The 25,778-nt window shown below is 64.3% G+C and carries 31 protein-coding genes, 1 other RNA gene and 1 riboswitch; of the genes, 10 read left to right on the forward strand and 22 right to left on the reverse strand.

What is annotated here, in order from left to right:
* The first annotated feature begins 46 nt into the window (after nucleotides 1–46).
* Nucleotides 47–841, forward strand: a complete 795-nt coding sequence (locus ACP15O_RS01805) for an inositol monophosphatase family protein (RefSeq protein ID WP_425094318.1) — start codon at nucleotides 47–49, stop codon at nucleotides 839–841.
* A gap of 453 nt (nucleotides 842–1,294) precedes the next feature.
* Here ACP15O_RS01805 and ACP15O_RS01810 read toward each other — a convergent pair whose 3' ends face one another.
* The 12 genes from ACP15O_RS01810 to ACP15O_RS01865 form a co-directional block, all read right to left on the reverse strand.
* Nucleotides 1,295–2,050, reverse strand: a complete 756-nt coding sequence (locus ACP15O_RS01810; protein WP_425094319.1) for an ABC transporter permease — start codon at nucleotides 2,048–2,050, stop codon at nucleotides 1,295–1,297.
* Nucleotides 2,047–2,700 carry a TenA family protein gene (locus ACP15O_RS01815; protein ID WP_425094320.1) on the reverse strand — a complete coding sequence of 218 codons (654 nt, stop codon included), beginning with the start codon at nucleotides 2,698–2,700 and terminating at the stop codon, nucleotides 2,047–2,049. Before ACP15O_RS01815 ends, ACP15O_RS01810 begins: the two co-directional genes overlap by 4 nt.
* The gene (locus ACP15O_RS01820) at nucleotides 2,679–3,422 is read right to left on the reverse strand and encodes an ABC transporter ATP-binding protein (RefSeq protein ID WP_425094839.1); all 744 of its coding nucleotides are present in this window, start codon (nucleotides 3,420–3,422) and stop codon (nucleotides 2,679–2,681) included. Before ACP15O_RS01820 ends, ACP15O_RS01815 begins: the two co-directional genes overlap by 22 nt.
* An 11-nt stretch (nucleotides 3,423–3,433) precedes the next feature.
* Nucleotides 3,434–4,105: a thiaminase II gene (gene tenA / locus ACP15O_RS01825; protein WP_425094321.1), complete on the reverse strand. Its 672-nt coding sequence runs from the start codon at nucleotides 4,103–4,105 to the stop codon at nucleotides 3,434–3,436.
* Entirely contained in the window at nucleotides 4,102–5,037 is a 936-nt protein-coding gene (locus tag ACP15O_RS01830) for an ABC transporter substrate-binding protein (protein ID WP_425094322.1), read from the reverse strand. The genes tenA and ACP15O_RS01830 overlap by 4 nt, the downstream gene beginning before the upstream one ends.
* On the reverse strand, nucleotides 5,034–6,038 hold the full coding sequence (locus ACP15O_RS01835; protein WP_425094323.1) for a ThiF family adenylyltransferase: 1,005 nt from the start codon (nucleotides 6,036–6,038) through the stop codon (nucleotides 5,034–5,036). The genes ACP15O_RS01830 and ACP15O_RS01835 overlap by 4 nt, the downstream gene beginning before the upstream one ends.
* Complete coding sequence (locus tag ACP15O_RS01840; RefSeq protein ID WP_425094324.1) at nucleotides 6,035–6,631, reverse strand: thiamine phosphate synthase; 597 nt, start codon at nucleotides 6,629–6,631, stop codon at nucleotides 6,035–6,037. The genes ACP15O_RS01835 and ACP15O_RS01840 overlap by 4 nt, the downstream gene beginning before the upstream one ends.
* Nucleotides 6,628–7,401 carry a thiazole synthase gene (locus tag ACP15O_RS01845; protein WP_425094325.1) on the reverse strand — a complete coding sequence of 258 codons (774 nt, stop codon included), beginning with the start codon at nucleotides 7,399–7,401 and terminating at the stop codon, nucleotides 6,628–6,630. Before ACP15O_RS01845 ends, ACP15O_RS01840 begins: the two co-directional genes overlap by 4 nt.
* Before the next feature lies 1 nt (nucleotide 7,402).
* Complete coding sequence (thiS, locus tag ACP15O_RS01850) at nucleotides 7,403–7,600, reverse strand: sulfur carrier protein ThiS (protein ID WP_425094326.1); 198 nt, start codon at nucleotides 7,598–7,600, stop codon at nucleotides 7,403–7,405.
* Nucleotides 7,584–8,564, reverse strand: coding sequence for an FAD-dependent oxidoreductase (locus tag ACP15O_RS01855; protein WP_425094327.1), 981 nt, complete (start codon nucleotides 8,562–8,564; stop codon nucleotides 7,584–7,586). Before ACP15O_RS01855 ends, thiS begins: the two co-directional genes overlap by 17 nt.
* Nucleotides 8,561–9,358 (reverse strand): bifunctional hydroxymethylpyrimidine kinase/phosphomethylpyrimidine kinase, encoded by a 798-nt coding sequence (gene thiD, locus ACP15O_RS01860; RefSeq protein ID WP_425094328.1) that lies wholly within the window; start codon nucleotides 9,356–9,358, stop codon nucleotides 8,561–8,563. Before thiD ends, ACP15O_RS01855 begins: the two co-directional genes overlap by 4 nt.
* A 59-nt stretch (nucleotides 9,359–9,417) precedes the next feature.
* Nucleotides 9,418–9,517, reverse strand: a riboswitch (TPP riboswitch).
* A 63-nt stretch (nucleotides 9,518–9,580) separates the two neighbouring features.
* On the reverse strand, nucleotides 9,581–10,153 hold the full coding sequence (locus ACP15O_RS01865) for a tetratricopeptide repeat protein (RefSeq protein ID WP_425094329.1): 573 nt from the start codon (nucleotides 10,151–10,153) through the stop codon (nucleotides 9,581–9,583).
* A gap of 80 nt (nucleotides 10,154–10,233) precedes the next feature.
* Here ACP15O_RS01865 and ACP15O_RS01870 point away from each other — a divergent pair, with 80 nt between their 5' ends.
* A complete protein-coding gene (locus ACP15O_RS01870; RefSeq protein WP_425094330.1) occupies nucleotides 10,234–10,983 on the forward strand; it encodes a rhomboid family intramembrane serine protease in 750 nt (249 codons plus the stop codon).
* Nucleotides 10,980–11,345, forward strand: coding sequence for a GFA family protein (locus tag ACP15O_RS01875; protein ID WP_425094331.1), 366 nt, complete (start codon nucleotides 10,980–10,982; stop codon nucleotides 11,343–11,345). The genes ACP15O_RS01870 and ACP15O_RS01875 overlap by 4 nt, the downstream gene beginning before the upstream one ends.
* Before the next feature lie 337 nt (nucleotides 11,346–11,682).
* Here the strand turns inward: ACP15O_RS01875 and dtd are convergent, their stop codons facing one another.
* From dtd to ACP15O_RS01920, 9 genes are all read right to left on the reverse strand, one after another.
* Entirely contained in the window at nucleotides 11,683–12,129 is a 447-nt protein-coding gene (gene dtd / locus ACP15O_RS01880) for a D-aminoacyl-tRNA deacylase (protein ID WP_425094332.1), read from the reverse strand.
* A gap of 39 nt (nucleotides 12,130–12,168) precedes the next feature.
* Nucleotides 12,169–12,843, reverse strand: a complete 675-nt coding sequence (locus ACP15O_RS01885) for a nitroreductase family protein (RefSeq protein WP_425094333.1) — start codon at nucleotides 12,841–12,843, stop codon at nucleotides 12,169–12,171.
* A gap of 21 nt (nucleotides 12,844–12,864) precedes the next feature.
* Nucleotides 12,865–13,959 (reverse strand): TFIIB-type zinc finger domain-containing protein, encoded by a 1,095-nt coding sequence (locus ACP15O_RS01890; protein WP_425094334.1) that lies wholly within the window; start codon nucleotides 13,957–13,959, stop codon nucleotides 12,865–12,867.
* A complete protein-coding gene (locus ACP15O_RS01895; RefSeq protein ID WP_425094335.1) occupies nucleotides 13,952–14,332 on the reverse strand; it encodes a hypothetical protein in 381 nt (126 codons plus the stop codon). The genes ACP15O_RS01890 and ACP15O_RS01895 overlap by 8 nt, the downstream gene beginning before the upstream one ends.
* 3 nt (nucleotides 14,333–14,335) lie before the next feature.
* Nucleotides 14,336–15,463: an SPFH domain-containing protein gene (locus ACP15O_RS01900; protein ID WP_425094336.1), complete on the reverse strand. Its 1,128-nt coding sequence runs from the start codon at nucleotides 15,461–15,463 to the stop codon at nucleotides 14,336–14,338.
* A 17-nt stretch (nucleotides 15,464–15,480) separates the two neighbouring features.
* Nucleotides 15,481–16,419, reverse strand: coding sequence for a DUF2927 domain-containing protein (locus tag ACP15O_RS01905; RefSeq protein WP_425094337.1), 939 nt, complete (start codon nucleotides 16,417–16,419; stop codon nucleotides 15,481–15,483).
* A 15-nt stretch (nucleotides 16,420–16,434) separates the two neighbouring features.
* Nucleotides 16,435–17,634, reverse strand: a complete 1,200-nt coding sequence (locus tag ACP15O_RS01910) for a toxic anion resistance protein (protein ID WP_425094338.1) — start codon at nucleotides 17,632–17,634, stop codon at nucleotides 16,435–16,437.
* Between the two features lie 29 nt (nucleotides 17,635–17,663).
* The gene (locus ACP15O_RS01915) at nucleotides 17,664–18,548 is read right to left on the reverse strand and encodes a 5-bromo-4-chloroindolyl phosphate hydrolysis family protein (protein ID WP_425094340.1); all 885 of its coding nucleotides are present in this window, start codon (nucleotides 18,546–18,548) and stop codon (nucleotides 17,664–17,666) included.
* Between the two features lie 164 nt (nucleotides 18,549–18,712).
* Nucleotides 18,713–19,723, reverse strand: a complete 1,011-nt coding sequence (locus ACP15O_RS01920) for a pseudouridine synthase (protein WP_425094341.1) — start codon at nucleotides 19,721–19,723, stop codon at nucleotides 18,713–18,715.
* A gap of 85 nt (nucleotides 19,724–19,808) precedes the next feature.
* On the opposite strand from ACP15O_RS01920, the gene ACP15O_RS01925 reads away from it, so the two are divergent.
* Complete coding sequence (locus ACP15O_RS01925) at nucleotides 19,809–20,258, forward strand: nucleoside deaminase (RefSeq protein WP_425094342.1); 450 nt, start codon at nucleotides 19,809–19,811, stop codon at nucleotides 20,256–20,258.
* A gap of 3 nt (nucleotides 20,259–20,261) precedes the next feature.
* Here ACP15O_RS01925 and ACP15O_RS01930 read toward each other — a convergent pair whose 3' ends face one another.
* Nucleotides 20,262–20,954: a metal-dependent hydrolase gene (locus ACP15O_RS01930; protein ID WP_425094343.1), complete on the reverse strand. Its 693-nt coding sequence runs from the start codon at nucleotides 20,952–20,954 to the stop codon at nucleotides 20,262–20,264.
* A gap of 191 nt (nucleotides 20,955–21,145) precedes the next feature.
* Here ACP15O_RS01930 and gatC point away from each other — a divergent pair, with 191 nt between their 5' ends.
* The 6 genes from gatC to ACP15O_RS01960 all read left to right on the forward strand — a co-directional run bounded on the left by gatC (nucleotide 21,146) and on the right by ACP15O_RS01960 (nucleotide 25,661).
* On the forward strand, nucleotides 21,146–21,433 hold the full coding sequence (gene gatC, locus ACP15O_RS01935; protein WP_425094344.1) for an Asp-tRNA(Asn)/Glu-tRNA(Gln) amidotransferase subunit GatC: 288 nt from the start codon (nucleotides 21,146–21,148) through the stop codon (nucleotides 21,431–21,433).
* On the forward strand, nucleotides 21,433–22,920 hold the full coding sequence (gene gatA, locus ACP15O_RS01940; RefSeq protein ID WP_425094345.1) for an Asp-tRNA(Asn)/Glu-tRNA(Gln) amidotransferase subunit GatA: 1,488 nt from the start codon (nucleotides 21,433–21,435) through the stop codon (nucleotides 22,918–22,920). The genes gatC and gatA overlap by 1 nt, the downstream gene beginning before the upstream one ends.
* 36 nt (nucleotides 22,921–22,956) lie before the next feature.
* The gene (locus ACP15O_RS01945; protein ID WP_425094346.1) at nucleotides 22,957–23,721 is read left to right on the forward strand and encodes a hypothetical protein; all 765 of its coding nucleotides are present in this window, start codon (nucleotides 22,957–22,959) and stop codon (nucleotides 23,719–23,721) included.
* A 73-nt stretch (nucleotides 23,722–23,794) separates the two neighbouring features.
* Nucleotides 23,795–24,451, forward strand: coding sequence for an N-acetylmuramoyl-L-alanine amidase (locus ACP15O_RS01950; RefSeq protein ID WP_425094840.1), 657 nt, complete (start codon nucleotides 23,795–23,797; stop codon nucleotides 24,449–24,451).
* 11 nt (nucleotides 24,452–24,462) lie between these two features.
* Nucleotides 24,463–24,856, forward strand: an RNA gene (gene rnpB / locus ACP15O_RS01955) — RNase P RNA component class A.
* A 103-nt stretch (nucleotides 24,857–24,959) separates the two neighbouring features.
* Nucleotides 24,960–25,661 (forward strand): DUF533 domain-containing protein, encoded by a 702-nt coding sequence (locus ACP15O_RS01960; RefSeq protein WP_425094347.1) that lies wholly within the window; start codon nucleotides 24,960–24,962, stop codon nucleotides 25,659–25,661.
* Nucleotides 25,662–25,778: the final 117 nt, after the last annotated feature.

A 25,778-nucleotide genomic window follows, 5' to 3' on the forward strand; every position in this document is an offset into this window, starting at 1 on the left:
GGCCGTGGGCGCTATAGGCGCGGCTTGGACAATCAGGAGCCGACCGATGCAAGGCAGTGCAAATCTCAACATCATGATCAAGGCCGCGCGCAAGGCGGGCCGTTCGCTGGTCAAGGATTTCCGCGAAGTTGAGAATTTGCAGGTCTCGATGAAGGGCGCGGGGGATTTCGTTTCAAAGGCCGACATCGCCGCGGAAAACATCCTCAAAGAGGAGCTGCTGGGCGCGCGTCCCACCTATGGCTGGCTGGGCGAAGAGGGCGGCGAGATCGCGGGCCAGGATCCCACCCGCCGCTGGATCGTGGACCCGCTGGACGGCACCACCAATTTCCTGCACGGGCTGCCGCATTGGGCGATCTCGATCGCGCTGGAACATAAGGGCCAGATCGTTTCCGCCGTGATCTATGACGCGGCCAAGGATGAAATGTTCTATGCCGAAAAGGGCATGGGCGCCTGGCTGAACGATTCCAACCGTCTGCGTGTGTCGGGTCGCAACCGGATGATCGAGGCGATCTTTGCCACCGGCATTCCCTTTGCCGCCAAACGCACCCTTCCGGCCACCTTGCAGGATCTGGCGCGCATCATGCCCGAATGCGCGGGCGTGCGCCGGTTTGGCTCGGCCGCGCTGGATTTGGCCTATGTCGCCGCGGGGCGCTATGATGGCTATTGGGAACGCGAGCTGAACATCTGGGACATCGCCGCCGGCACGCTGATCGTAACCGAGGCAGGCGGCATGCTGGGCCCCATCCGCGAGGGCCATGACCCGCTGGAGCACGGCGACATCATCGTCGCCAATGGGGACATCTTTGACCGTTTCGCCAAGGTGATCCGCAGCCGCGACTGACGGCCCGGCGGGATCCGGCGCATCGCAACCTCGCGTTGCGTTCGGGGGCGAATAAATGGCTTGGCCTCAGGATCAGCGCGGACTATAGAAAGGCTTCGTGCGGGCGTGGCGGAATGGTAGACGCATCGGACTTATAGATTGAGTGCGCCGGTTGGAAACTCTGGTGTAGAACTGCTCAAATTCGGGGAAACCTGTGAAATGGCAATCCCGAGCCAAGCCCCGAAAGGGGAAGGTGTAGAGACTAGACGGGCAGCGCCTAAGGCTTCGGCTAGGGTGAAGGGATAGTCCAGACCACAAACGCCCATCCGGGCGGCGGTGAAAACCGTAGATGGTATGAAAATCCGTGGGGCATATGCCCGTGGGGGTTCAAGTCCCCCCGCCCGTACCAACGATCCTACCGGCCTTGTGTGAATTCAGCCTTATCTAAACCCAGCTTGGCCTAAATTCAGCCTGTCACGCGTCCGGGCCATCCAGAAACCGGCGCGCCAGGGCGTTCACGGCTGCGTGCAGGGCCACTGTCATCACCGCCAGCACCAGCAAGGCCGCAAACATCAGGTCGATTTTCGCGCGTCCGTTGGCCAGCAGCATCAGATAGCCCAGGCCTTTGCTGGCGCCCACCCATTCGCCGATGATCGCGCCGATGGGGGCATAGACCGCCGCCAGCCGCAACCCCGAGGCCAGCCCCGGCAGGGCCGCCGGAATCCGGATATGCCACAGCAGCCGCGCCGGGGTGCCGCCCATGACCTGCCCCAGACCCAGCCAGCCGGGATGAGGCCGCATCAACGCATCGAAAAACGATGAGGTAACCGGGAAATAGATGATGATCAGCGCCATCAGCACCTTGGACCACAGCCCATAGCCAAACCACAGTGTCAGCAACGGGGCCAGCGCGAACACCGGCACCGCCTGGCTGAACACCAGCATCGGGCGGATCAGGGCCCGCGCCACCGGTGAAACCGCCAGACCGATCGCCGTTATCCCGCCCAGGATGGCGCCCAGGGTCAGGCCCAGCAGAACCTCGGACAGGGTGATGGCTGCGTGCTGGGCGATCAGCGCGCGGCTGGTCCACAGGGTCTCGGCCACCAGGGCCGGGCCGGGCAGGATAAAACGAGGCATATCCCCCAGCCAGACCACCAGTTGCCAGATCAGCAACGCCAGCCCGGCCGAGGCCAGCCCAGCCTGCCAGGCCTTTAGCTGGGTGATTTTCATGTGGCCACCGCGAAGCCGGCCCAGGCGGCATCAAAGAACGCGCGCTCGGCCGCGACGGTCTGCGCAAACAGCCGTTGCACGTCGTCTTGCGCGGAGGGGGCTAGGTGCGGCCAGATCTGATCCAACTGTCCGCGCAAATAGGCAACCACCCCTTCGAAACCGGGGCCGGAATGCAGGGTGATCCACTCGCCCAGCCAAAACGGCAGATCCGCGGCGCGTTGTTCCATCGGGGCGGCCCAGTCCAGATACACCCATTCGGCAACCACCAGCACAGCCAGCATCAGCTCGTACCGGCCCGAGTGGCGGGCCATTGTCATAAGCTCTTGGAATGCAAGGGTTTGCGGGGCCGGCTCTGCCTGTGCAGGGTATCCCAGCGCGTCAAGGCTGCGCAGGAAATAGGTGTTTTCGTCGCTTGTCACCAGGCCCAGAAACTGCGCGGCGGGCACGCCATCGGCCAGGGTGGGCGCATGGGCAATAGCCGAGGCCAGCAGCCGCACAAACCCATCCACAAACAGGTAATCCTGTTGCAGATAGCCGGCCATTTTTTCCGGCGGCAAGGTGCCCGCGCCCAAAGCATCGGTAAATTCATGCGTGGTGGCGGCGGTCCAGTCGGCTTGGGATTGTTGCCTTAGTAGGTCGGTTGGTCGCATGAGCTGTCCTCTCGTAACAGGGTAAGAAGCGTGGCCTGAACGCGCAGCACATCGGGCGCGTCAAAGGGCCGGGGGACGGGGCCGGCGGGCGGAGCGACGGTGCTGAGCCCGCCAGCGGTCATCAGGGTGATGACATGACCCAGGCGCGCGGCCTCGGCCGGGTCGTGAGTGACCAGCAAGACGGTGCGTCCGTGCAGCAATTCGGCGGCCAAATCCTGCATCTGTGCGCGGGTGCGCGCGTCCAGCGCCGAGAAAGGCTCGTCCAGCAGCACGATGGGGCGGTCCTCGATCAAGGTGCGGGCCAGGGCGACGCGCTGGCGCTGCCCGCCCGACAGCTGTGCGGGCTTGGCCGTGGCCTTGTCTGCCAGCCCGACCCGCTCCAGCACCCGCAGGATGCGCGCGTGATCGGGCGCGTGCCCACGCAGGGACGCGCCCAGCCCGACATTCGCGGCCACATCGCGCCAGGGCAGCAGCAGATCGTCCTGCGCCATCAGCGCCACCCGCCCCGCCAGCGGGCCATCGCTGGCCGCGCAGGTTCCGCGAAACGTGACCCCGCTGGCCAGCCCGGCAAACAGGTTCAACACCGTGGATTTCCCCACGCCCGAGCCGCCCAGCAAGCAGGTCCATTGCCCGGCGGGCACGTGTAGATCGGCGTTCTGAAACACCGGGCTACTGCCGTAAAAGGCATCGCCGCGCAGGGTCAGATCGGGCGCAGATGTCACGGGCACAGATGTCACGGGCGCAGCCCCATATCCCAGAACCCGACCTCAAGCCGGGTGGCCATGGTGAAACGGTCGCACAGGGCCTGCCACCGGGGCGATTGCGCCGGGGTTTCCCCGATCCGAAGCGCCACAGCCCCGTCGATCAGCGCGCCCACATCGGCACAGACCGATTGGTACTCGGGGCCGCCATAGGTCTGGATCCACTCGGCATAGAGGTCCGAGCTGCGATCGGCCAGAAGCCGCGCGCCGATCTCGCCATAGCCCATCACGCAAGGGGCCAGCGCGGCCATCAGATCCAGGAAATCCCCGCTGTGGCCGGCGTCCAGAACATAGCGGGTATAGGCCAGGTTCTCGGTCCGCTCGGTGGCGGCAAACAGCTGGGTCTCGGAAATTCCGGCTTTGGCGCACAGCTGCACATGCAGGGACATTTCATCGTCGATCAGCGCATTCACCGTGCCCGCGCACAGGCGCATTTCCTCGATGGTTTCGGCCTTGGTGACAGCCAGTGCCCAGGCGCGGGAAAAGTGGATCAGGAACACGTAATCCTGCACCAGATAGTGCAAAAACGCTGCGCGGGGCAGGCTGCCATCGGCCAGCCCCTTTACGAACGCATGTTCGGTATAGGCGGGCCATTCCAGGCCCGCCGCCGCGCGCCAGAGCGCGAATGTTTTGCCATAGCTCATTGGGTGTTCAGCTCGATCGCCAGATCCGAGACAGGGCGGGTGCCCTCGATCAGCCCGGCCTTGGCCAGAAAGCTTTCAAAGCGGGCATAGCGGGCCGAATCCAGCGCCGCGGGACGCAGCGCAAAACGCGGCAGCGTGTCGGCCCAGGCCATTTCATTCAACTGGTCCTGCAATTCGGCCGAGGTGCCCGAGAAGATCTGCCAGCTTTCTTGCGGATGGTTGACGATATACTGCGTCGCCAGTTCCGTCGCGCGCAGGAAACGGGTCAGTTTGTCGGCGTCCATCTGATCGGTGTTGGCGACGTAGATCAGCTCGTCATAGGTGGGCACGCCTTCCTCTTCGACGTAGAAACACTTGCCCTCAACGCCTTCGATTTCCATCTGGTTCAGTTCGAAATTGCGGTAGGCGCCCAGCACGGCATCCACCTGGCCCGACATCAGCGAGGGCGACAGAGACCAGTTCACATTGACCAGTTCGATATCGTCCACGCTTAGCCCGTGTTTGCCCAGAATGGCGGTCAGCAGGGCCTCTTCGACACCGGCAACGGAATAGCCGATCTTACCGCCCTTCAGGTCTGCGATGTCCTTGATCGGGCCGTCCTTCAGCACCAGCAGGCAGTTCAGCGGTGTGGCCACCAGGGTGCCGACGCGGGTCAGCGGCAGGCCCTGGGCGACTTGCAGATGCAGCTGCGGCTGGTAGGAGATCGCCAGCTCGGCCTTGCCCGCCGCCACCAGTTTGGGCGGGTCCGAGGGATCGGCCGGCGCGATGATCTCCACCTCAAGCCCTTGGTCCGCAAAGAACCCTTTTTCCTGGGCAACGATGATCGGCCCGTGATCGGGATTGACGAACCAATCCAACAGCAGAGTCATTTTATCGGCCGCCATGGCCGGGGTGGCCGTCAGCAACGCGGCAGCAAGGGCAAGGTGTTTCATAGAGAGTCCTTTCGTGGGGTCTTTGGGGTGGGGTGGCTCTGCGCGCCCAGGGCGATCAGAACGATATCGGTGCGGCTGACGCGGCGCAGATGGTCGGCCGCCTGCCAGGCGCGCAGGCCGGAGCGGCAGGCCAGCACCACGCGGGGCGCGTCTGGCACGGGGGGGCGGGTTTCGAAATCGGCGACAGTCAGCCGGGTGGCGCCGGGCAGGGCGGGGCCGGGCTCTTCTGCTGCGCGCAGGTCGATCACGCTGTCGGTCTGCCGGATCTCACAAGGGGCGATGAAACGGTGGCCGTCCTGCGGGTCGGGCGCGCCATCGAAACGGAACCCCCCAAAGCGGAAATTCAGCGCGTCATAGCTGAGCAGCTGGCCCAGCGGGCTGGGGCAGATCCCGGCCACAACCGCCACGGCCATCTGCGCCTGTAGCGCGCCGATCACCCCGACCGAGGGGCCAAGAACGCCATCTTCGGCGCAGCTGCCCAGCCGGTTGGGCAGGTCGGGGAACACGGCGCGCAGACCGGGGGCACCGGCGCAAAAACCGCCCGCATACCCCTGAGTGCCGACCACCGAGGCACTGATCAACGGCAGGCCAAGGCGCAGGCACAGATCGCTGGCCACATAGCTGGCGGCGAAACTGTCGGCGCAATCCAGCACCAGGGTGATGTCCTCTAGCAATGCGGCCCCGTTGCCGGGGTCAAAGGCCGTTTGATGCGGGGTGATCCGGCAGTCCGGGTTCAGCGCCTGCATATGGGCGGAGGCGGCCTGGGCCTTGGATGTCCCGATGTCGGTGTGGCGGAACAGGGTCTGGCGATGCAGGTTGCTTAGCTCCACCCGGTCTGGATCGACCAGGCGGATCGCCCCCACGCCCGCGCCCACCAGATATTGCAGCACGGGCGCGGCCAGCCCTCCGGCACCGATCACCAGAACATGCGCCTGGGCCAGACGGGCCTGCCCTGCCGGGCCAAGGGCCGGCACGGCGATCTGACGGGCATAACGGGTCATGACAGCTCTTTCAGCCAGGCGCGCACGCGGTCCTCGGGGGCGGGATTTAGCGTGATGTCGGTCACGGCCGAGACACAATCGGCCCCCGCCCGCATCGCCCCCGCCGCGCGTTCCACGGACATTCCGCCGATGGCGATCAGCGGGATGTCCCCGATCAGGGCCTTCCATTCGGTCAGTTTCTCCAGACCCTGCTGGTGCCATTTCATTTTCTTCAGAATGGTTGGGTAAACGGGGCCAAGCGCGATGTAATCGGGGTTGATCGCTAGGGCGCGATCCAGTTCGGCGCGGTCATGTGTGGACAGGCCCAGTTTCAGCCCCGCGGCACGGATGGCGGGCAGATCAGCGGTATCCAGATCCTCTTGGCCCAGGTGAATCCAGTCGCAGCCCAGATCAATCGCCAGCTGCCAATGATCGTTCACCACCAGCGTGGCCCCGTGGGTCTGGCACAGCTGCTGCGCGCGCGCGATTTCGGCGCGCAGCACGTCCTGCGGCTGATCCTTGATCCGCAGCTGGACGAATTTCACCCCCAGCGGCAGCAGCCGTTCCAGCCAGTCGCTGCTATCGAAGATAGGATAGAACGGATGCGGGATCATGATAGAAAAGCCTTTCCAATCAGAGGGGTAGAGGGGGCAGCCATGTCGCGTGGCATCATCGGCTGGGCGCGATAGGCCTGCGCGCCCGCGGCGACCGCCCCGGCAAAGGCCTCGGCCATGGCGGCGGGGTCTCCGGCTTTGGCGACGGCGGTGTTCAGCAACACCGCATCATAGCCCAGCTCCATCGCCTGCGCGGCCTGGCTGGGCAGGCCCAGCCCCGCATCCACCACCAGCGGCACGTCTGGGAAATGCGCGCGCAGGCTGCGCAGACCGTAGAGGTTATTCAGCCCCAGCCCGGTGCCAATCGGCGCGCCCCAGGGCATCAGAACCTTGCAGCCCGCGTCCAGCAGACGGTCACACAGGACCAGATCCTCGGTGCAATAGGGGAACACCTGAAACCCGTCTTCGGACAGGATGCGTGCAGCCTCGATCAGGCCGAATGGGTCCGGCTGCAGTGTGTCCGCATTGCCGATGACCTCAAGCTTGATCCAGGGCGTGTCGAACAGCTCGCGGGCCATGTGGGCGGTGGTCACGGCCTCGCGGACAGAGTGGCAGCCGGCGGTGTTGGGCAGGACGGCCACGCCCAGATCCTGAATCAATTGCCAGAAGGCCTGCCCGGCCTTTTCCGCGCCGCCCTCGCGCCGGATGGACACGGTGGCAATGCCCGCGCCCGAGCGTTGAAAGGCCTGCGCCAGAATGGCGGGCGAGGGGTATTGCGCGGTGCCCAGCATCATCGCGGACTCGATCCGAGTGTCATAGAACGTGGGCATGTCAGCCTCCTTGCATGGGGGCCAGGATTTCCACCCGATCCCCCGGTTTCAGCGTATGAGACGGGCGCAGCGTGGCAGGCACGAAGACCTCATTCACGGCGGTGGCCAGCTTGGCGCCGCTGTGGCCCTGCTGATCCAGCAACTGCTCCAGCGTGGTTGCGTCCGTATCGGTGTCTTGCCCGTTAACGATGATCTTCATACCAATCCTCCGGTGTTGTTCCGTCCAGCAGCAGGGCGCCCACCATCTGCGCCAGCGCGGGGGCCAGCAGGTATCCGTGGCGGAACAGCCCGTTCACATGCAGCGCGTCCGGCAGGTGCCTGATGCGGGGCATGTTGTCGGCAAAGGCCGGGCGCGCGCCGGTGCCGATTTCCAGAATTTCGGCCTCGGCGAAGGCGGGGTTCAGCGCATAGGCGGCGCTGAGCAGTTCCAGCACCGACCGGACCGAGGCGCGCGCGCCGTCCTCGCGCTCGATCTGGGTGGCGCCCAGCATGAACACCCCGTCGCCACGCGGCACGATATACAGCGGATAGCGCGGGTGCAGCAGCCGCACCGGACGGGCGAGCACGATGTCGGGCGTATGCAGGATCACCATCTCGCCCTTGACGCCGCGCAGGTCGGGCAGGCTGTCTTTGGCGGCCAGCCCGCGGCAGTCGATGACCTGCCCCTGACGGGTGGTGTCGGCGGTGAAATGCACGTCCTCTGCTTGCAGAGCATCGCGCAGACCGGACAGGGTTTGGCGTGGATTAATGTGTGATTCCAATGTCATATGCAGCGCGTGGGGGAACCTGCCGGACAGGTGCGGTTCTAGATCGGTTAGCGCGTCCGCTGTCAGGGCGCGGTGGTTTTCGGTGCGCTGGGCAAAGCGGGTCAGCTCGGCGTGATCGCGGCTAAGCGCCACCACGACCGAGCCCATTTGCGTGACCTCGGCGCCGCGCGCGCGCCACCAGTCGGCGGCTTTGCGGCCATGGCGGATGACGGGGGGCTCGGCGCTTTCGCCCTCGCAATCGGGGGCCAGCATCCCGCCGGCCCACCACGAACAGCCCTGCGGACCGGGGCCAAGCGCGGGGTCGCAGACGGTGACGGACTGGCCGCGCCGGGACAGTTCCGAGGCGACGCACAGGCCCACAACGCCGCTGCCCAGAACGGTGAAATCGGGGCTCATGTCCAGACCTCGTGAAAGTGGTGAACCGGGCCGTGCCCGTGGCCGATGCTCAGGTCATCGGCGCGCAGAATGGCCCGATGCAGCCAGCCATGCGCGGCGCGCACGGCGGTTTCCACAGATTGCCCGCGCGCCAGCCCCGCCGCGATACCCGAGGACAGGGTGCAGCCGGTCCCATGGGTGTTGCGCGTATGGATACGGTCAGATTCCAGCCCCAGCGCGCCGCGTTCATTGATCAGCCAGTCGGTGCAGATATTGCCCAGCCCATGCCCGCCCTTCATCAGCACCGCCTGGGGCCCCAGCGCCAGCAGGTTTTGCCCCTGCTGCCTGAGCGCCTCGGCGGTCAGGGTTTCGGGCTGGTCCAGCAGCAGGGCGGCCTCGGGGATATTCGGGGTCAGGACGGTGGCGCGCGGCAGCAGCTCTGTGCGCAGGGGGGCGATTGCCTCGGGGGGCAGCAGCACCGCGCCGGATTTGGCCACCATCACCGGGTCCAGCACGATGGGGCCGTCGAAATCGGCCAGGGCCTGGGCCACGCATGTCACCAGCTGGGGCGATCCCAACATGCCGATCTTGATCGCGGCCACGTCCAGATCCTCCAGCACTGCCGCGATCTGCGCGCGCACCACATCCAGAGGGATCGGATGCACGGCGGTCACGTCCTGGGTGTTCTGCGCGGTGACGGCGGTGATCACGCTGGCGCCATAAACCCCCAGTGCCGAGAAAGTCTTCAGATCCGCCTGAATACCGGCGCCGCCTCCGCTGTCAGATCCGGCGATGGTCAATGCGATAGAGGCCAAGGGTTTCTTCCTTTGATCAATGGACGGATCGAGAGAAAGAAACGGGTCTTTGGGCGTGCAAAATCCCAAAGTCTGTTCCCTCCGCCGGTCCTAACCGGTTCAGGTTCAATGGGTTTGCGGATTGCATCTCAGCCCCTCGGGGCACCCCAACAGATGCGATGGGCATACAGCATGACGGCGCGCGCGTCACCGGAAAATTTCAGATGGCCGGATTTTCGGGGCTCAGAGCTCTTCGCCGCGGGGGGTCAGCAGGTGGCGTTCGGGCAGCCAGGGGTTCAGTGCCAGCGCGGCGCGCAGCACCTGCTGGCCCTCGTCCATGCGGCCCAGCCCCATCAACGCCAAAGCCTTGCCCGTCATCGCGCCCAGGTGCCGGGGCGAGAGGGCCAGAGTGCGCTCCAGATCGGTCAGAGAGGCGCTGTAATCCTGGCGGATGAAATTGACAAAGGCGCGCTGGTTATAGCCCTCGGCATAGTCGGGGCAGTAGGCGATCAGCCGGTCGAACGCCTGCCGGGCGCCCAGCAGGTCATAGCTTGCGCGTTTGGCCATGCCGGCGTTCAGGATCTCTTGGGCGATCTCATCGGGGGCGCTGGCCCACAGCGCCCACATCTGATCCGAAATCTGCCGGGCCTGGGATTCTGATCCGGCCGCCTGGACCCGATCCAGCAGGCGATTCAGCGCGGCGGAGTGATCGGGCGGCGCAGGGCAGGTTGCGGCCTGAAATTCATCCTGCAATTCACCCTGCGATACCGCCTGTGATCCGGCCAGTGTCAGCGCTATGATCCAAGGTTTCAGCATGGCCCAATGGTGACGCATCGCGCGGGCGGGTCAAGTCACGGTTACTTGACCTTACCGGCAAAAGGCCGGATCGTGCGCCCATGTTTCCGATCCGAGATCACAACCCGTCCGACCGCACGCCCTTTGTCACCTATGCGCTGATTGCGGTGAATGTGGCGGTGTTTCTAAGCTACGTGGAGCTGTTCGATGATCCGCGTGCGCTGAACGCGTTCTTTTTTGACTGGAGCCTGATCCCCGCCCGTGTCGCTCAGGGGGCGGGGTATGAGACCCTGTTCACCACCATGTTCATGCACGGAGGCTGGATGCATCTGGCCGGTAACATGCTGTTTTTATGGATCTTTGGCGACAATATGGAGGACGCCTTTGGCCATGTCGGGTTCTTGCTGTTCTATCTGGCCTCGGGGTTGGCGGCGGCCTTTGCGCATGTGGCGGCCGATCCGGGCTCGGTGATCCCGACGGTGGGGGCCTCGGGGGCGATTGCCGGGGTGATGGGGGGCTATCTGTTGCTGTTTCCTAAGGCGCGGATCGACATCTTGTTCATTTTCTTTGTGTTTTTCCGCATCTTTCCGGTGCCGGCCTGGGCGATGCTGGGGGTGTGGTTCGTGCTGCAACTGTTTTCGGGCAGTACCGTGGATGCCAGCGGCGGAGGCGTGGCCTATTGGGCTCATGCGGGTGGGTTTCTGGCCGGATTCGTGCTGGCTTTGCCCTATTGGATGCGTCAGGGCGGTGTGGGGTTTTGGGAACGCACCCATGGCCAGCCCCCCAATCCCGAGAGCAGCTATCCTTTGTCCCGTTCCTCAATCCCGACTGTGAAAAGGCGCCGTAAATGACCCATAAACTGACCTGCCATTGTGGCGCTGTCGAATTGTCCGTGCAGCTAAGCGACGGTTTCAACACCGCGCGGCGCTGCGATTGTTCCTTCTGTCGCCGGCGCGGAGCGATTGCCGTGTCCGCACCCCTGGACGGGATCGAGATCATACGCGGCGCGGATAAGCTGACCCTGTATCAATGGGGCACCAGGACGGCGAAACACTATTTTTGCTCGGTCTGCGGGATTTACACGCATCATCAGCGGCGCTCGAACCCGAATGAATACGGGGTGAATGCCGCCGCGATCGAAGGGGTGAACCCGCGCGATCTGGGCGAGATTCCCTGGGCGGACGGGGTGAATCATCCGAAGGATCGCACCTGACCTGCCGTGCCGCACCCCAAGTGTCGTTACGTCACTTTTCCGTTTGGTCTGACGATTTCGCCTGATGGGGCTTGATCGACTCGGGGTGCTATGATCGTTTGACGATCATAGCCGGGCGGGCGTTTGACGGAGGGGTCAGACGCAGGGGCCCGTTCCCACGAAGAGAGGGAGAGCCAGGCCGACGAACGCAGGAGGGGGCGTTCCGATTGCCGGATAAGAGGGATCTTCGAACGGAACGCGCGGCCCTGCGCCCGGTTTTTCACAGGCAGGGCGTGCAGTCCCTAACTTAGCGCCCTGCCTGGATTTTTCTGAATTTTCCGATGCAGATTTGCGGGGTCTACTCTGGCGCGCTGTCCATCCAGATGGTCACCGGCCCGTCATTGACCAGCGCCACAGACATGTCCGCGCCGAACACCCCTGTCTGAACGGGCACGCCCTGCGCGGCCAGTTGCGCGGCGAAATAATCATACAGCGCCTTGCCCTGATCGGGCGGCGCGGCGGCGGAAAATCCGGGCCGGTTCCCGCGTGAGGTATCGGCGGCCAGCGTGAACTGGCTGACCACCAGCGCGCTGCCCTCAATATCGCGAACCGAGCGGTTCATTTTGCCGTTTTCGTCCTTGAAAACCCGCAGCTTGGCGATTTTGGAGGCCAGATGATCGGCCTGGGATTCGGTATCGCCCTGCATGGCGCAGACCAGGATCAGCAGCCCGGCACCGCATTGGCCGACTGTCGTTCCCTCGACCGAAACCGAGGCTTGGGTGACACGTTGTAAAAGGGCGCGCATGGGGGCTCCGTGGGCTGAAGTTTGCGGGGGATGCCGATGTTACTCGCGCAGATCCAGAACCTGAGACAGGGGGGCGCGCTCGGTGCGAAACTGGTTGGCGGGATGGGCGGGATCTTCGTATCCGAATGAGATCGCGCAGAGGATCAGGCGCGTCTGCGGAATATCGAAATGCGCCCGCACGGTGGGGGCAAAAGCGGCGATGGCCGCCTGGGCGATGCTGGCCACGCCCGCCGCCTGCGCGGCTGCCGCAAAGGCCGCGACAAACCCGCCGCAATCCATTACGCCATAAGGGCCCAGATCGGAGTCCGAGGTGATGATGGCCACATGCGGCGCGCCGAACAGGCGGTAGTTTTCGCTCATTTGCCGGGCCGAGCCCACCCGATCCCCGCGCGTCACCCCCACGGCCTGATAAAGCTGCAATCCGCAGGTCCGGCGCCGCTCTTGGTACACGCCGGTGTATTGCTGCGGCCAGTCCAGATCGGGCTGGGCGGTCTGAGTCTCAGCCGCCTGTGTCATCGCGTTTCGGAAGGCATCGGTCTGAGCGCCGCTGGTGACAATGATCTGCCAGGGCTGCGCGTTGCACCAGGTGGGCACGCGTTGGGCGGTTTGCACGATCTGCTGGATGGTCGTGGATGGAACCGGGTCGGGGCGAAAGCCGCGGCACGAATGACGCGCGCGCATCACGCGGTCAAAGGTTTGAAAATCGTCGGTCATGTGCCCCTCCCCCAGGACATGTTATTGATTTTGTGCGATGAAATACCCTGCTGTCCCCGCGACGATCAGGCCCAGAACCACCGCAATAGCGATTTTCCAGGCCGACCAGGGCCGTTCGCCCTGCACCCGGCCCGTCTGGCCGTTCACCACGAAACGATAGGTTTTCCCGCGATATTTATAGGCCGCCAGCCAGACCGGCAGCAGCACATGTTTAAAGGTGACATCGCTGATCTGTGTCTGAATATCGTGGATGCGCTGCCGGTCTCCGCCGATGTCAAAGCGCACGTCGCGCGCGATCACGCGGTTCATTTTGGCGCGGGCCTGATCATAGCCCTCGTCCAGTTCCACCGCATAGCCCTCGGCGCGGAAGCCGGCCAGAAACTCGGGCTGATAGGGGGCCAGGCCGGACAGATCCCAGGGTTCCAGCGCATCGGTGAAGCGTTTGGGCAGGCTGCGCGAGGCCAGCACCAGCACATCATCGAAGAACCGCGCAACCCGGCCGGATTTGGGGCTCCAGCGGACTTTGGTGACGCGCTGCTGTGTGCGTTTGCCATTGCGGGTGACCGTGCGGGTTTCGTGGTAAACCGTGCCACGCTCGCCGCGATATTTGGATTTTGTATCGGCGTCGAAGGTCCAGTAGGGGACATAGATGCCCTCCATCCGGCGGCCTTTGCGTGCGTATTCCTGCAATCCATTGGGCGCAAACCACAGACGGCCCAGCCAGCCTGTCATCGCCGTGCGGGCCTGCTGTTCGGTCAGTGCAAAGGGCAGCACGCCGCGCGGTTTGATATGGCGGTGCGTGCCGGTATCCGTGACGACGGGCGTGGCGCAAAACGGGCATTCCAGCGCGTGATCGACCTGCGAAAATTCGACCTGCGCGCCGCAATTGGGGCATTTGGTGACGCGGGTTTCCTCGATTTCCTGGGCGGGCAGCAGGTTGTTCAGGGCCTGTTGGAAATCCAGCTCGCGGATGGCGCCGCCGCCCCAGGGGCTGGCCTCGGAGACCTCCTGAACATGGCCGCAATGATCGCACATCAGCTGGCCGGCGTCCGGGTCAAACCGCATGTCCGCGCCGCATTGATCGCAGGGAAAGCGGTGTTCCTGAGGCTCAGCCATTTTTCCGTCCGTGGGCATGTTCGAAACTAACCATTTGCGCGATTTCACCATTTTCGGAACGGGTAAAGCGGATCACATGGCAAAACAAGCGTGTGCTGCCATCGGGTCGCGTCAACACCCCCGAGGCCGTGCCCGCCTTGCCATGGCTGACCACTTGTTCAATGCGGATGGATTTGCAGGTGGGCTGGTTTTCGCGGGCCTGCTGGATTGCCGGACGGCCCAGAACAGCCCCGCCCGAGCGATCCCAGACCGCGCCCTCGGACAGGGCGGCATCGGGCAGATCGCCCTCACCCATCAGGGCAAGGGCGATGTTTTCGATCCGGCGATTCTGCGCCGAGTTTGCGCAGTCCGGGCTGCGGGTCACTTGCGTCATGTGTCAGCCCGCAGGCGGCGGGGGCGGCGGCAGAATGGTAAACAGCTGTGCCAGTTCCTGCACGTCCTCGGCATGTTTCCAACCGTCCTGACCGGCGGTCCAGACGTGGGTTTCGCGCGTCAGGCTACCGTCCGAGGCCATCCGGCCCAGGGTTGCGCGCGAAAACGGGCCTTGCGTCTGGCCGTCCTTGGCGATGTGCCAGACTTTTTCCACCGGCGGGGGCGGAGGCGCGACGGGGGCCGCAGCAGGCGCGGGGCGTGCGCCCCAGGGGCCTACGTTGGCGCCTGTATTGGCCATGTTTTGGGCCATCGCCATGCCCATTCCCATCCCAAGGCCCGCACCCATTCCAGAATTGGGGGTTTGCGCGGCGGCGGTCATGGCCTCGGCGGCGGAATATTGGGTGAATTTACCCAGATCCCCGGCCAGCCCCATCGAGGTCCGCTTATCCAAAGCCGCCTCGACTGCGGGGGGCAAGCTGATGTTTTCAATGTACAATTCAGGGATAGACAGGCCGTATTCAGCAATCGTACCCGAGATTTCAGCCGCGATCAGACGGCCCAGATCGGCGGTGTTCGCTGCCATGTCCAGCACCGGAATCCCCGAGGCGGAAATCGCGCGGGAAAACTCCTGCACGATGATGTTGCGCACCTGAAAACTGATCTCGTCCATGGTGAATTCGCCGTCCGTACCGACGATTTCGGTCAGGAAACGGGCCGGATCCGAGACGCGCACCGAATAGGTGCCATAGGCGCGGATACGGGTGGGGCCGAATTCCGGATCGCGCAGCATGATGGGGTTCTTCGTGCCCCATTTCAGATCGTTGAACCGGGTGGTGCTGACGAAGTAGATCTCGGATTTAAAGGGGGATTTAAACCCATGATCCCAATGGTTTAGCGTGGTCAGGATCGGCATGTTGTTGGTTTCCAACATGTACAATCCGGGGGTAAAGACATCGGCCAGCTGGCCTTCGTGGATGAACACGGCGGCCTGGCCCTCGCGGACGGTCAGCTTGGCACCGTATTTGATCTCGTGGTCTTCGCGCTCGAACCGCCAGACCATGGTGTCGCGCGTGTCATCCACCCAATGGATGACGTCAATGAATTCTCCGGTCAGGAAATCGAAAATACCCATGAGGGCCTCCGTATTAGTCAGCTGCTGCCGCCGGTCAGTTCAATCGCGATCTGGCGGATGATGGGGCGGGCTTCGTCCACCGTCATACCCGCGCGCAAACGCGGATCATAGAGCATCCGCAGCAGCATTTCGTCATGTGTTGTCAGCAGGGCGAACTCGTCATCGTCATTGAAGATCGAGGGCCGCGCGTTCGGGCTGTCATTGGCCAGGCCCAGCCCCTGGGCCAGTTCCTCGTGAATGCAGGACAGGCGCACCAGATCGGGGTGTTCGGCCCGGATGATAGCGATGGCCTTGGCATAGTCGTGATCGTTATCCACATCCGAAAACGCCAGCACCATACAGTGAATCGAGCGCGGGATATTCTGGATGATCTGCAAAGAGGCCGGGTTGATATTCGGCACGATCTGCCTGACCCGCGTCAGGGTCTGGGCGCGGTCGTCCTCAGAGGCGATCAGGACATGGAAATTGGCCCCCTGATCACGGACGGAAATGGCGTGCTCTGTCAGCCGGTTCAGGCGCTGCGCGTATTTGGTGATGGCGGCGCGGTCCTTGTTGCGGATCTCGGCCGGGGTGAATTGGCCGAACTCAACCGAGAACCGCACAGGCCCCGACCAGCGCCGCAGCACACCCGAGGTGCCCCGGGACACCCGCAATCCGGCACCGCGTTCGTATTCGTCAAAAAACGCGATCCGTTCGAAATTGCGCGCCAGAATATCGGCGCTGAAGGGCGTGTCCGGCCCGCCCCCATCCGTGCGCAGCAGCCCCTGGGCCACCAGATCGGCCTGTAGCCGGCCATAATAGGTGGCCAGCGCGCGGGACTGCGCCGAGGGCTGGCTGGGATGCAGCGTCGCCGGGCGTGCCTGCGGCGGGGTGGGGGGCGTAAGCTCAATGCAGCCCGTCAGGGCCAGCACGGCCCCGACGGATGCGATTTTGGTTAGGCCAGACAGTCGTTTCAAGGACTTACCCTGTGCTTAGGTCTGAGGAACGGCGGTGCCCGCAGTGTCACCCAGCCCGGTTTTCCGGGCTTTGGCGGCGGCCAGCGTGTCGCGCAGTTCGGTTTCCATTTTCTTCAGATCCTCTTCGGCGGCGGCGCGTTTGGCCTTGCCTTCGTCGGCGATCTGAAGGCTTTCGTTGATCGTGGCGATCAGGTTGGCGTTGGCGTCTTTGACGGCTTCGATGTCAAAGACGCCACGCTCCATTTCCTCGCGGATCATCTTGTTGCTGGACCGCAGGTTTTCGGCGTTGGCCTTCAGCAGTTCGTTCGTCAGGTCGTTGGCGTCGCGCACGGCGCTGGCCGCCTCGGCCGAGCGCTGGATGGTGACGGCCTGAGCCAGCTGGGTTTCCCACAGCGGCACGGTGTTCACCAGGGTCGAGTTGATTTTCGTCACCAGCGATTTGTCGTTTTCCTGCACCAGCCGGATCGAGGGCAGCGACTGCATGGTGACCTGGCGAGTCAGTTTCAGATCGTGCACACGGCGTTCCAGATCGTCGCGCGCGGCGCGCAGGTCGCGCAATTCCTGCGCCTTCATCACCTGCTCGCCCTCAGGGGCGGCCTGAACTTCGGCCTCTTTGGCGGGGATGTCGGTGGCGTCCAGCTCGGCCAGCTTGGCCTCACCCGCGGCGATATAGAGCGCCAGCTCGTCATAAAACGCCAGGGTTTTCTGGTACAGCAGGTCCAGCGATTTGATGTCTTTCAGCAGCGTGTGTTCGTGATGCAGCAGATCGTCGGTCACCTTGTCGATCTGGCCCTGCACGGTTTCGAACCGGGCGGTGAATTTGGCAAAGGGCGCGGCGCGGCCGATCAGTTTTTCCCACCAGCTGCGTTTGCGGCGCACGTCCAGCTCGCTGACGGAAAACCCACGGATCGTGGTGACGATCTGGCGCAGGCTGTCGCCGGCGGGGCCGACGTCCTTGTTGCGCACGTCCTGCAACATGGCTTGGCTGATTTCCTGCAATTCCGCCTGCGCGGCGGATCCGAAATGCACGATCGAGCCGGTGTCGGACATGTCCAGCTCGGCGATGCGGGTGCGGATTTCCTCCGAGGCGGCGGGATCGGCCTGTTCCAGCGGCACGATCTCTTCGGCTTTGGTGGGGTCGGGCAGGATGACGGCGTTAACTTCCTCGACCAGGGCCAGGGTGTCCTGCGCTTTTTGCTGAATCGTTGCGGACATGGGGTTCCCTTTCAGTATCCGTTATTTCGTTAGTGCGAGGTCAGGCCTTCGCGTTTCAGCCGGTCGCGCAGCACGTCGATCTCGATATTCAGATCGCTGCGGTCGTCCAGCAACAGTTTTTGCGTGCGGGCGGCGAAGTTTTGCTCAAGATCGTCCAAAAGCGCGGCATAGTCGGTGCGCGCCTGAGCATCGCCGGTGCGGCCATAGATGTCGGCGAATTTGATCGTCGCATCGCGCGCGCCCATCAGATAGACCGACAGGAATTTGCGCGCCGCCGTCAGATCGCGCGGGTCGTTTTCAACGGTGCGGAACAGATCGCGGGCGGTGGTCTGGAATTGCTCCAGCCGGGCCATCATCTGCCGGTCGCTGGCACGTTTCATCGCATCGGTCATGGCGGTCAGGTGGGCTTCGGCTTCGTCCACGGCGCGGGCCACGCGGTCTGTCTGGAAGGTGTCGATGCCCTCTAGGCCCTTGTTTTTCAACGGGTCTGGGCCAAAGGCCATCAGATGCAGCGCGGTGCCAACGATCAGGTAAATCACCGGCGCGATCAGATCGCCCGTCGCGGCGAACCCGGCCAGCCCCAGCCCCAGCCCGGTCAGCAAAGACCCGGTGATTTTACGCGGAAAGGCAGGGCGGCGGGCGACGGTGCGGGCCTCATAGGCCTCTTGCGCGATCAGCCCTTCGCGGGTCAGCCAGGCGGCCAGGATCAGCAGGCCAAGCGCGGCCAGATTCAGCGCCAAGGCCGTCGGCCCGTTGCCAAAGGCCGACCAGATCAGCGGCAGGGGGGCCAGAAACAGCAGGTTCACGCGACCGCCCGCGCGGGTGCGGCGCGCGGTCCGGAATTCTTTGGCCGTGCCCTGCGGGGCCGGGCTTTCGCCTTGCGGACTGTATTTCCCACCATAGCGTTGCGACATCATACGCCTCCTGCAATCGAGACGTAGAGAATGAGTATGACAAGCAGGACAAAGGCCAGCTTTTGCAGACCGGTTTCCGACATCCGTTCCCCAAGTGTTTGTGTACACTGGAAAGTTAGGGGATCGGCGGCTGTGATGCTAGGGGGAGAATTGCGCGCGGTGCGTCACTTCTGCCGGTTTGGCGGTTTTTGGCCCCGTTTGCCCTGATCCCGCCCGCGACGGGGGCCCAGTTTGGCCGAAGGGTCTGCGGCATTGGGTTTGCCGCGACGGGTGGGTTTCGCCTCGGGGGTGCCTTTGGGCTGAGGGCGGCCAGGCTGGCCGGGGCCGCCAAAGCCGCTGGATTTGCCGAACTTTCCAGGCTTTCCAGGGCGCGGTTTGCGCTGCAGGGCGCGTTTCCCGGCGGCTTTGCGGGCTTCTCCGGTTTCATCTACGGCGGGCAGGCCCAGTTGATCGCGCAGCACCTTGCGGCGGATTTCCTCGACCTCGCCCTGTTTCAACTGGCCAAGCTGGAAGGGGCCATAGGACACCCGGATCAGCCGGTTTACCGACAGGCCCACGGCCTCCATCGTGCGGCGGATTTCGCGGTTTTTGCCCTCGCGCAGGCCGACGGTCAGCCAGGCGTTGGCGCCCTGTTGACGGTCCAGGGTGATGTCCATCGGCTGGTATTTGACGCCTTCGTGGGTCAGCCCCTTGCGCAGCGGTTCCAGCAGGTCTTCGGAGACGCGGCCCTTGACCCGCACACGGTATTTGCGCAGCCAGCCGGTGCTGGGCAGTTCCAGTTTGCGCTTCAGCGCGCCATCGTTTGTCAGCAAAAGCAGCCCTTCGGAGTTCAAATCCAGCCGGCCCACGGACATCACGCGCGGCAGGGTCTTGGGCAAAGCGTCAAAGATCGTCTGGCGGCCCTGTTCGTCGCTGGTGGTGGTCACCAGGCCGGTGGGTTTGTGATAGAGCCACAGCCGCGCGGGTTCGGGCTCGGCCAGGGGCTGGCCATCCACGGCGATCTGGTCGCGCACGGTGACATTCAGCGCGGGGCTGTCGATTTTGCGGCCATTCACGGTGACGCGGCCCTCGGCGATCAGGCGCTCGGCCTCGCGGCGGCTGGCGCGGCCCGCGCGGGCGATGACCTTGGCGATCCGGTCGCCTTCTGGCGTCTTGGGGGGCGTTTTCTGGGTCATTGCGGGCTCCGTTGATAGGGCAAGCCTGTCGCCTATACCATTTCCCCCCATTGCGAAAGCTGTCAATGCGGGGCAAAGACGGGGAATGGTATTTCGCAGCTATATGGATCAGGCGCTGACCGAGGCGCGCGCCGCCGCCGCCCGCGGAGAGGTGCCGGTGGGGGCTGTTCTGGTGTCTCCGGACGGTGCGGTGGTGGCGCGGGCGGGCAATCGCACGCGCGAGCTGTCCGATCCGACGGCTCATGCCGAGGTTCTGGCGATCCGAGAGGCCTGCGCCGCGCTGGAATCAGAGCGCCTGCCGGGGTATGACCTGTATGTCACGCTGGAACCGTGCCCGATGTGCGCCACGGCCATTTCCGCCGCCCGGATCGCGCGGGTGTATTACGGCGCGGCCGATCCCAAAAGCGGCGGGGTGGCGCAGGGGCCGCGCATTTTCAGCCATCCGCAATGCCATCACGTCCCCGAGGTCTATGACGGGATCAGCGCCCCGGAATCCGAGGCGCTGCTGAAGGACTTCTTTGCCCAAAGGCGCTGAGCATCACAGCGCGATCGGCACCATCACCTGGGGCTCGATCACGTTCACGCCCTGCAGCTCTTCTTTCATCAGATCCGCCGATTGCTCCAGCAGGGGGAAGGTGCGGTAATGGCAGGGGATCACCGTTGCAAAGTTGAAAAACGTCTTGGCCGCATAAGAGGCGCGCCTCATGTCCATGGTGAAATGCCCGCCCGCGCTCAGGATGCCGATGTCGGGTTTGTGCAGGTCGTTGAAGATCTTCATATCGGCCATCACATCCGTGTCGCCGCTGACATAGATCGTGTGGCCTTCGCCCGCGATCATGAAGCCGGCCTCGGCGCCGCAATAGATCGGGCCATTTTCCCCACCCATTGAGGACGAATGCACCGCGTTCACCATGGTGATGCGCACGTCGCCCAGGCTGATTGTGCCGCCCTTGTTGAAGCCGACGGTCTGGATGTTCTCGGTGGTTTCCCAATGGCTCATCAGGTCATAGATGCCGATGACGGGGATGCTCAGCTCTTTGGCGATGGCCAGCGTGTCACCGGAATGATCGCCATGCCCGTGGGTCAGCACGATCGCGGTGGCCCCTTTCAGGGCGGTTTCGCGGCTGTCCTCGGGGAACATCGGGTTGCCGGTCAGCCACGGGTCCAGCAGCAGAATCTGGTCTTCGATTTCGATTCGGAATCCGGAATGACCCAGCCAGGTTATTTTCATTGTTGTTCCTCCTCTGCGGCGCGTTTGATCAAAGCCTAGCACGGGTCGCGCTCTGTACCAGCTAGGAATTGGGTTTTGCCACCTGTCAGCGCATTTTTCGCGGCTCAGGCGGGCTGGGCGCGGGGCGATGCTTGCGGACGGCGGGACCGCGCGTTAAACGCATCAAAGACTGAAAAACCGGAGACTTGCCGATGTCGATCGACACGCAGACCGCCGCAAAGGTGGCCAAGCTGGCCCGCATCAAGGTGGAAGACGACGCATTGCCCGCGCTGGCGAATGAATTCAACACCATCCTGGGCTTCATCGAGCAGCTCAATGAGGTGGATGTCGAGGGCGTGGAGCCGATGACCTCGGTCACGCCGATGCGTCTGAAACGCCGCCAGGACGTGGTGACGGACGGTGACATGCAAGACAAGATCCTGAAAAACGCCCCCGATGCGCGCGAGGGCTTTTTCGCGGTGCCGAAGGTGGTGGAATAATGTCCGATCTGAACAAACTGACCCTGGCCGAGGCCCGCGATAAACTGCGCGCCAAGGATGTGACCTCGGTCGAGCTGACCGAATCCTGCCTGTCCGCCATCGAGGCCGCGGGCGCCCTGAACGCCTTTGTGCATAAAACGCCCGAGATCGCGCTGGAGCAGGCCAAGGCCGCTGATGCGCGCCTGGCCGCCGGGGATGCGCCCGCCATGTGCGGCCTGCCCGTGGGCATCAAGGATCTGTTCTGCACCAAGGGTGTGCCCAGCCAGGCGGCCAGCGGCATTCTGGAAGGGTTCAAGCCCGAATACGAATCCACCGTGACCTCGAAACTGTTCGACGCAGGCTCGGTCATGCTGGGCAAGCTGAACATGGACGAGTTCGCCATGGGCAGCTCGAACGAAACCTCGGTTTATGGCAATGCGGTGAACCCGTGGCGCCGTGGCAATGACGACACGCCGCTGACGCCCGGTGGCTCGTCCGGTGGGTCCGCGTCCGCTGTGGCCGCTGATCTGTGTCTGGCCGCCACCGGCACCGATACCGGCGGGTCGATCCGCCAGCCCTGCGCCTTTACCGGCACCGTGGGGATCAAACCCACCTATGGGCGTTGCTCGCGCTGGGGGGTTGTGGCCTTTGCTTCGTCCCTGGATCAGGCCGGGCCGATGACGAAAACCGTGCGCGACGCTGCGATCATGCTTGAGGCGATGTCGGGCCATGACCCGAAGGATTCCACCAGCGCCGATCTGGCCGTCCCGAATTTCGAAGCCATGCTGACCGGCGACATCCGTGGCAAGAAGATCGGCATCCCCAAGGAATACCGCCTGGACGGCACCCCCGATGAGATCGTGAAACTGTGGGATGACGGCACCGCGATGCTGAAGGATGCAGGCGCCCAGATCGTCGAGATCAGCCTGCCGCACACCAAATACGCGCTGCCTGCGTACTATGTGATTGCCCCGGCCGAGGCCTCCAGCAACCTGGCGCGCTATGACGGGGTGCGCTATGGCCACCGCGCCACGCTGGCCGCCGGCGATGGCATCACCGAGATGTATGAAAAAACCCGCGCCGAGGGGTTCGGCCACGAGGTCCAGCGCCGCGTGATGGTGGGCACCTATGTGCTGTCGGCGGGCTTCTATGACGCTTATTACAACCGGGCCCGCCGCGTGCGCGCATTGATCAAGAAGGATTTTGATGATGTGTTTGCCGCCGGTGTGGATGCGATCCTGACGCCCGCGACGCCCTCGGCCGCTTTTGGCCTGGGCGAAATGAGCGAGGAAGATCCGGTGAAAATGTACCTCAATGACGTGTTCACCGTGACGGTGAATCTGGCCGGTCTGCCCGGCGTCAGCGTGCCCACCGGGCTGGACGCGCAGGGCCTGCCGCTGGGGCTGCAACTGATCGGGCGTCCTTGGGAAGAGGGCGATCTGCTGAATACTGCCTACGCGCTGGAGCAAGCCGCCGGATTTGTAGCCAAGCCCGGCCAGTGGTGGTAAACAGGCAGGTATAAAGAGAGCAGGCAGGACGGTCTCATGCGGTATTTTCTTGGTGGTTTGGCCCTGATCGGGCTGGCGGCGTGCGAGGCAAGCATTCCTGAAAGCGGCGTGGGATTTGGCGATTACGCCGATTACCGCCGTCAGCAGGCCGCGCGTGAGGCTGCTCTTGCCGGGAACCCGTTGCCGGCGCCTCTGGCTGTTTCCGAAGAGCAGCTGGAGCCCAGCCGCACCGGCGTGTCGGGCACCGTGCCTGCCGCGCCCGCGCCCGGCGAAAACAAGACCGGCGAAAACAAGACCCGCGAAAATGAGGCCGAGCGCATCGCCGCCGCCACAGCCGCCGCGCTGAATTCGGGCCAGACGCCTGTGCAGGCCAGCCCGCAGAACCCTGCGCCGGCGCAGCCCAATTCGCCGGGTATTTCCTCGGAAAATGATTTCGGTGCGGTCTCGGCCGAGCGCAGCATCGAATCCGATGCCGAACGTCTGGCGCAAAACCGCGCGCAATATCAGGTGGTTCAGCCCACAAACGTGCCCAGTCGGACGGGCGCGGGCGGGCCCAATATCGTGGCCTATGCGCTGGAAACCTCGCATCCGGTGGGCACGCAGATGTACAAGCGCTCGCCGCTGAGCACGGCGGCGCGGGCGACGCGGAACTGTGCGAAATATCCCTCGCCCGATCTGGCGCAGACGGAATTTCTTAAACGTGGCGGGCCCAAGCGTGACCGGCTGGGGCTGGACCCCGATGGCGATGGCTATGCCTGTGACTGGGATCCCAGCCCGTTCCGCAAAGCCTCGGGCGGGTGATCGGGTGCAGGGCCGGATTTCCCAGTGCCCGTCGCCCAATTGCGGCCCGCGCCGGGCGGGGGCGCGCCCCGATATGGTGGTGCTGCACTATACGGCCATGCCCACAGCCCAGGCCGCGCTGGACCGTCTGTGCGACCCCGCAACCGAAGTGTCCGCCCATTACCTGATCGCCGAGGACGGCCGCATCTGGCAGATGGTCCCCGAAGAGCAGCGCGCCTGGCACGCCGGGCGCGGACAATGGGGGGCGGTGACGGATGTGAACTCGGCCTCGATCGGGATCGAGCTGGCGAACCGGGGCGATCACCCCTTTGCCGAGGCGCAGATGGCCGCGCTGGAAACCCTGCTGGCCGGTATCATGGCGCGCTGGGACATCCCGCCCGAACGGGTGATCGGCCATTCGGACATGGCGCCGGATCGCAAACAGGATCCGGGGCGCCGGTTTGACTGGCAGAGGCTGGCGCGGCGGGGGCTCTCGGTCTGGCCCCAGGTGCAGCGCGCCGATTATATCGGCCAAGAGGGCTGGGATGCCGCGCGGATCGTGGAAATCGGCCAGTCCTTGCGCGCGTTTGGCTATGTGATGCCCGACAATGACATGGCGCCTTTGCATGTTTATGGCGCGTTCTGCGCGCGGTTCGGCTGTGCGGGGCCGGAAAATCGCGGCTATGCGATTGCCATTGCGCAGGATCTGGCGCGCCGCTTCCCCGTTGACCCTGCCGCACCGAACGCCTAAGTCATCCGGGCGCGGAGGGCTGGATGGCCGCGGCGGGCAACCGCCGAGGAAAGTCCGGACTCCACAAGGCAAGGGTGCCGGGTAACGCCCGGCGGGGGAAACCCCAGGGACAGCGCCACAGAAAACAGACCGCCCAGCACGCTGGGTAAGGGTGAAACGGTGGGGTAAGAGCCCACCGCGGGACTGGCAACAGGACCGGCACGGCAAGCCCCACCCGGAGCAATGCCGAATAGGGGCCTCGCGCGGGGTTTGATCGGGCTTGCCCGATATCACCGCAGGGTGGGCTTTGACCCAGAGGCTCGGGTTGGCAGCTAGAGACGCGTTGGCAACAGCGCGTTTAGAAGAATGGTCATCCAGGGGGCGTCTGCCCCCGGACAGAATCCGGCTTATAGGCCCTCCGCGCATGTTTTCCCGCCCTGTCTGAGTGCAATCCCCGGAAAAGGCTTGGTTTTTTGCCTGCGACCTCGCACAATGCGCGCATGGACTGTTGCACCGGAGGATCCCCTACATGAGTTTTGTCAGAACCCTGGCCACCCTGGCCGTTGGCTTTGCCGCTGCGCGCGGCGTGGACAAATTCCGCCAGATGGGCGGGCTGGAGGGGATCCAGGACGCGATGAAAAAGGCCGGCGGCGGGGAAAACCCGATGGCTGAGATGGCCGAGAAGATGGGCCTGGGCGGCGGGGCTGCGGCGATGGAAAGCATGATGGGCATGTTCAGCCAGCAGACCAAAGGCGCTCAGGACGCGGCCGAGGCGGGGCTGGGCGGCCTGATGGCTGCAATGACCGGCGCCGCGACGGCGGGCGCGGGCGGCATGTCCGCGTTGTTTGAAACGATGACGCAGGGCACGCCCATTGCCGCCATGGCCGAGGAAAACGCCCGCCTGATGATCCGCGCGATGATCCAGGCCGCCAAATCCGACGGCCAGATCGACGCCGCCGAGCAAGAGGCGATTCTGTCCCATCTGGAGGGGGCCTCGGATGAGGAAATCGCCTTTGTGCAGGCCGAACTGGCCGCCCCCGTGGACGTGACCGGCCTGGCGCAGGACACCGGGGACGCGGCCAAGGCGCAGGTCTATTCGGCGGCCTTGATGCCGATCACGGTGAACACGGACGCCGAGAAACAATACCTGAACGGGCTGGCCACGGCGCTGGGGCTGGAGGCCGAGAAGGTCTCGGAAATTCATGCGGCCATGGGCAAGCCGGTGCTTTGAGGCAGGGCCGCGCAGGTTATCCCAGAACTGGGGCGGAATTGCTGTTGACTCGGGTGGGATAACCCTTAAAAGGCAGGCTTCAAGGATTCCACGGGCGGCCCGACTGACCCGTTAGAC

The sequence above is a fragment of the Youngimonas ophiurae (nom. illeg.) genome, assembly GCF_049803795.1.
GTDB lineage: Bacteria > Pseudomonadota > Alphaproteobacteria > Rhodobacterales > Rhodobacteraceae > Thalassobius.

What these genes read in the sequence shown, in the direction of transcription:
- ACP15O_RS01805 (WP_425094318.1), top strand. Translation starts at nt 47, where the DNA reads ATGCAAGGCAGTGCAAATCTCAACATCATGATCAAGGCCGCGCGCAAG.
- ACP15O_RS01810 (WP_425094319.1), bottom strand. Translation starts at nt 2,050, where the DNA reads ATGAAAATCACCCAGCTAAAGGCCTGGCAGGCTGGGCTGGCCTCGGCC.
- ACP15O_RS01815 (WP_425094320.1), bottom strand. Translation starts at nt 2,700, where the DNA reads ATGCGACCAACCGACCTACTAAGGCAACAATCCCAAGCCGACTGGACC.
- tenA (WP_425094321.1), bottom strand. Translation starts at nt 4,105, where the DNA reads ATGAGCTATGGCAAAACATTCGCGCTCTGGCGCGCGGCGGCGGGCCTG.
- ACP15O_RS01830 (WP_425094322.1), bottom strand. Translation starts at nt 5,037, where the DNA reads ATGAAACACCTTGCCCTTGCTGCCGCGTTGCTGACGGCCACCCCGGCC.
- ACP15O_RS01835 (WP_425094323.1), bottom strand. Translation starts at nt 6,038, where the DNA reads ATGACCCGTTATGCCCGTCAGATCGCCGTGCCGGCCCTTGGCCCGGCA.
- ACP15O_RS01840 (WP_425094324.1), bottom strand. Translation starts at nt 6,631, where the DNA reads ATGATCCCGCATCCGTTCTATCCTATCTTCGATAGCAGCGACTGGCTG.
- ACP15O_RS01845 (WP_425094325.1), bottom strand. Translation starts at nt 7,401, where the DNA reads ATGCCCACGTTCTATGACACTCGGATCGAGTCCGCGATGATGCTGGGC.
- thiS (WP_425094326.1), bottom strand. Translation starts at nt 7,600, where the DNA reads ATGAAGATCATCGTTAACGGGCAAGACACCGATACGGACGCAACCACG.
- ACP15O_RS01855 (WP_425094327.1), bottom strand. Translation starts at nt 8,564, where the DNA reads ATGAGCCCCGATTTCACCGTTCTGGGCAGCGGCGTTGTGGGCCTGTGC.
- ACP15O_RS01865 (WP_425094329.1), bottom strand. Translation starts at nt 10,153, where the DNA reads ATGCTGAAACCTTGGATCATAGCGCTGACACTGGCCGGATCACAGGCG.
- ACP15O_RS01870 (WP_425094330.1), top strand. Translation starts at nt 10,234, where the DNA reads ATGTTTCCGATCCGAGATCACAACCCGTCCGACCGCACGCCCTTTGTC.
- ACP15O_RS01875 (WP_425094331.1), top strand. Translation starts at nt 10,980, where the DNA reads ATGACCCATAAACTGACCTGCCATTGTGGCGCTGTCGAATTGTCCGTG.
- dtd (WP_425094332.1), bottom strand. Translation starts at nt 12,129, where the DNA reads ATGCGCGCCCTTTTACAACGTGTCACCCAAGCCTCGGTTTCGGTCGAG.
- ACP15O_RS01885 (WP_425094333.1), bottom strand. Translation starts at nt 12,843, where the DNA reads ATGACCGACGATTTTCAAACCTTTGACCGCGTGATGCGCGCGCGTCAT.
- ACP15O_RS01890 (WP_425094334.1), bottom strand. Translation starts at nt 13,959, where the DNA reads ATGGCTGAGCCTCAGGAACACCGCTTTCCCTGCGATCAATGCGGCGCG.
- ACP15O_RS01895 (WP_425094335.1), bottom strand. Translation starts at nt 14,332, where the DNA reads ATGACGCAAGTGACCCGCAGCCCGGACTGCGCAAACTCGGCGCAGAAT.
- ACP15O_RS01900 (WP_425094336.1), bottom strand. Translation starts at nt 15,463, where the DNA reads ATGGGTATTTTCGATTTCCTGACCGGAGAATTCATTGACGTCATCCAT.
- ACP15O_RS01910 (WP_425094338.1), bottom strand. Translation starts at nt 17,634, where the DNA reads ATGTCCGCAACGATTCAGCAAAAAGCGCAGGACACCCTGGCCCTGGTC.
- ACP15O_RS01915 (WP_425094340.1), bottom strand. Translation starts at nt 18,548, where the DNA reads ATGTCGCAACGCTATGGTGGGAAATACAGTCCGCAAGGCGAAAGCCCG.
- ACP15O_RS01920 (WP_425094341.1), bottom strand. Translation starts at nt 19,723, where the DNA reads ATGACCCAGAAAACGCCCCCCAAGACGCCAGAAGGCGACCGGATCGCC.
- ACP15O_RS01925 (WP_425094342.1), top strand. Translation starts at nt 19,809, where the DNA reads ATGGTATTTCGCAGCTATATGGATCAGGCGCTGACCGAGGCGCGCGCC.
- ACP15O_RS01930 (WP_425094343.1), bottom strand. Translation starts at nt 20,954, where the DNA reads ATGAAAATAACCTGGCTGGGTCATTCCGGATTCCGAATCGAAATCGAA.
- gatC (WP_425094344.1), top strand. Translation starts at nt 21,146, where the DNA reads ATGTCGATCGACACGCAGACCGCCGCAAAGGTGGCCAAGCTGGCCCGC.
- gatA (WP_425094345.1), top strand. Translation starts at nt 21,433, where the DNA reads ATGTCCGATCTGAACAAACTGACCCTGGCCGAGGCCCGCGATAAACTG.
- ACP15O_RS01945 (WP_425094346.1), top strand. Translation starts at nt 22,957, where the DNA reads ATGCGGTATTTTCTTGGTGGTTTGGCCCTGATCGGGCTGGCGGCGTGC.
- ACP15O_RS01950 (WP_425094840.1), top strand. Translation starts at nt 23,795, where the DNA reads ATGGTGGTGCTGCACTATACGGCCATGCCCACAGCCCAGGCCGCGCTG.
- ACP15O_RS01960 (WP_425094347.1), top strand. Translation starts at nt 24,960, where the DNA reads ATGAGTTTTGTCAGAACCCTGGCCACCCTGGCCGTTGGCTTTGCCGCT.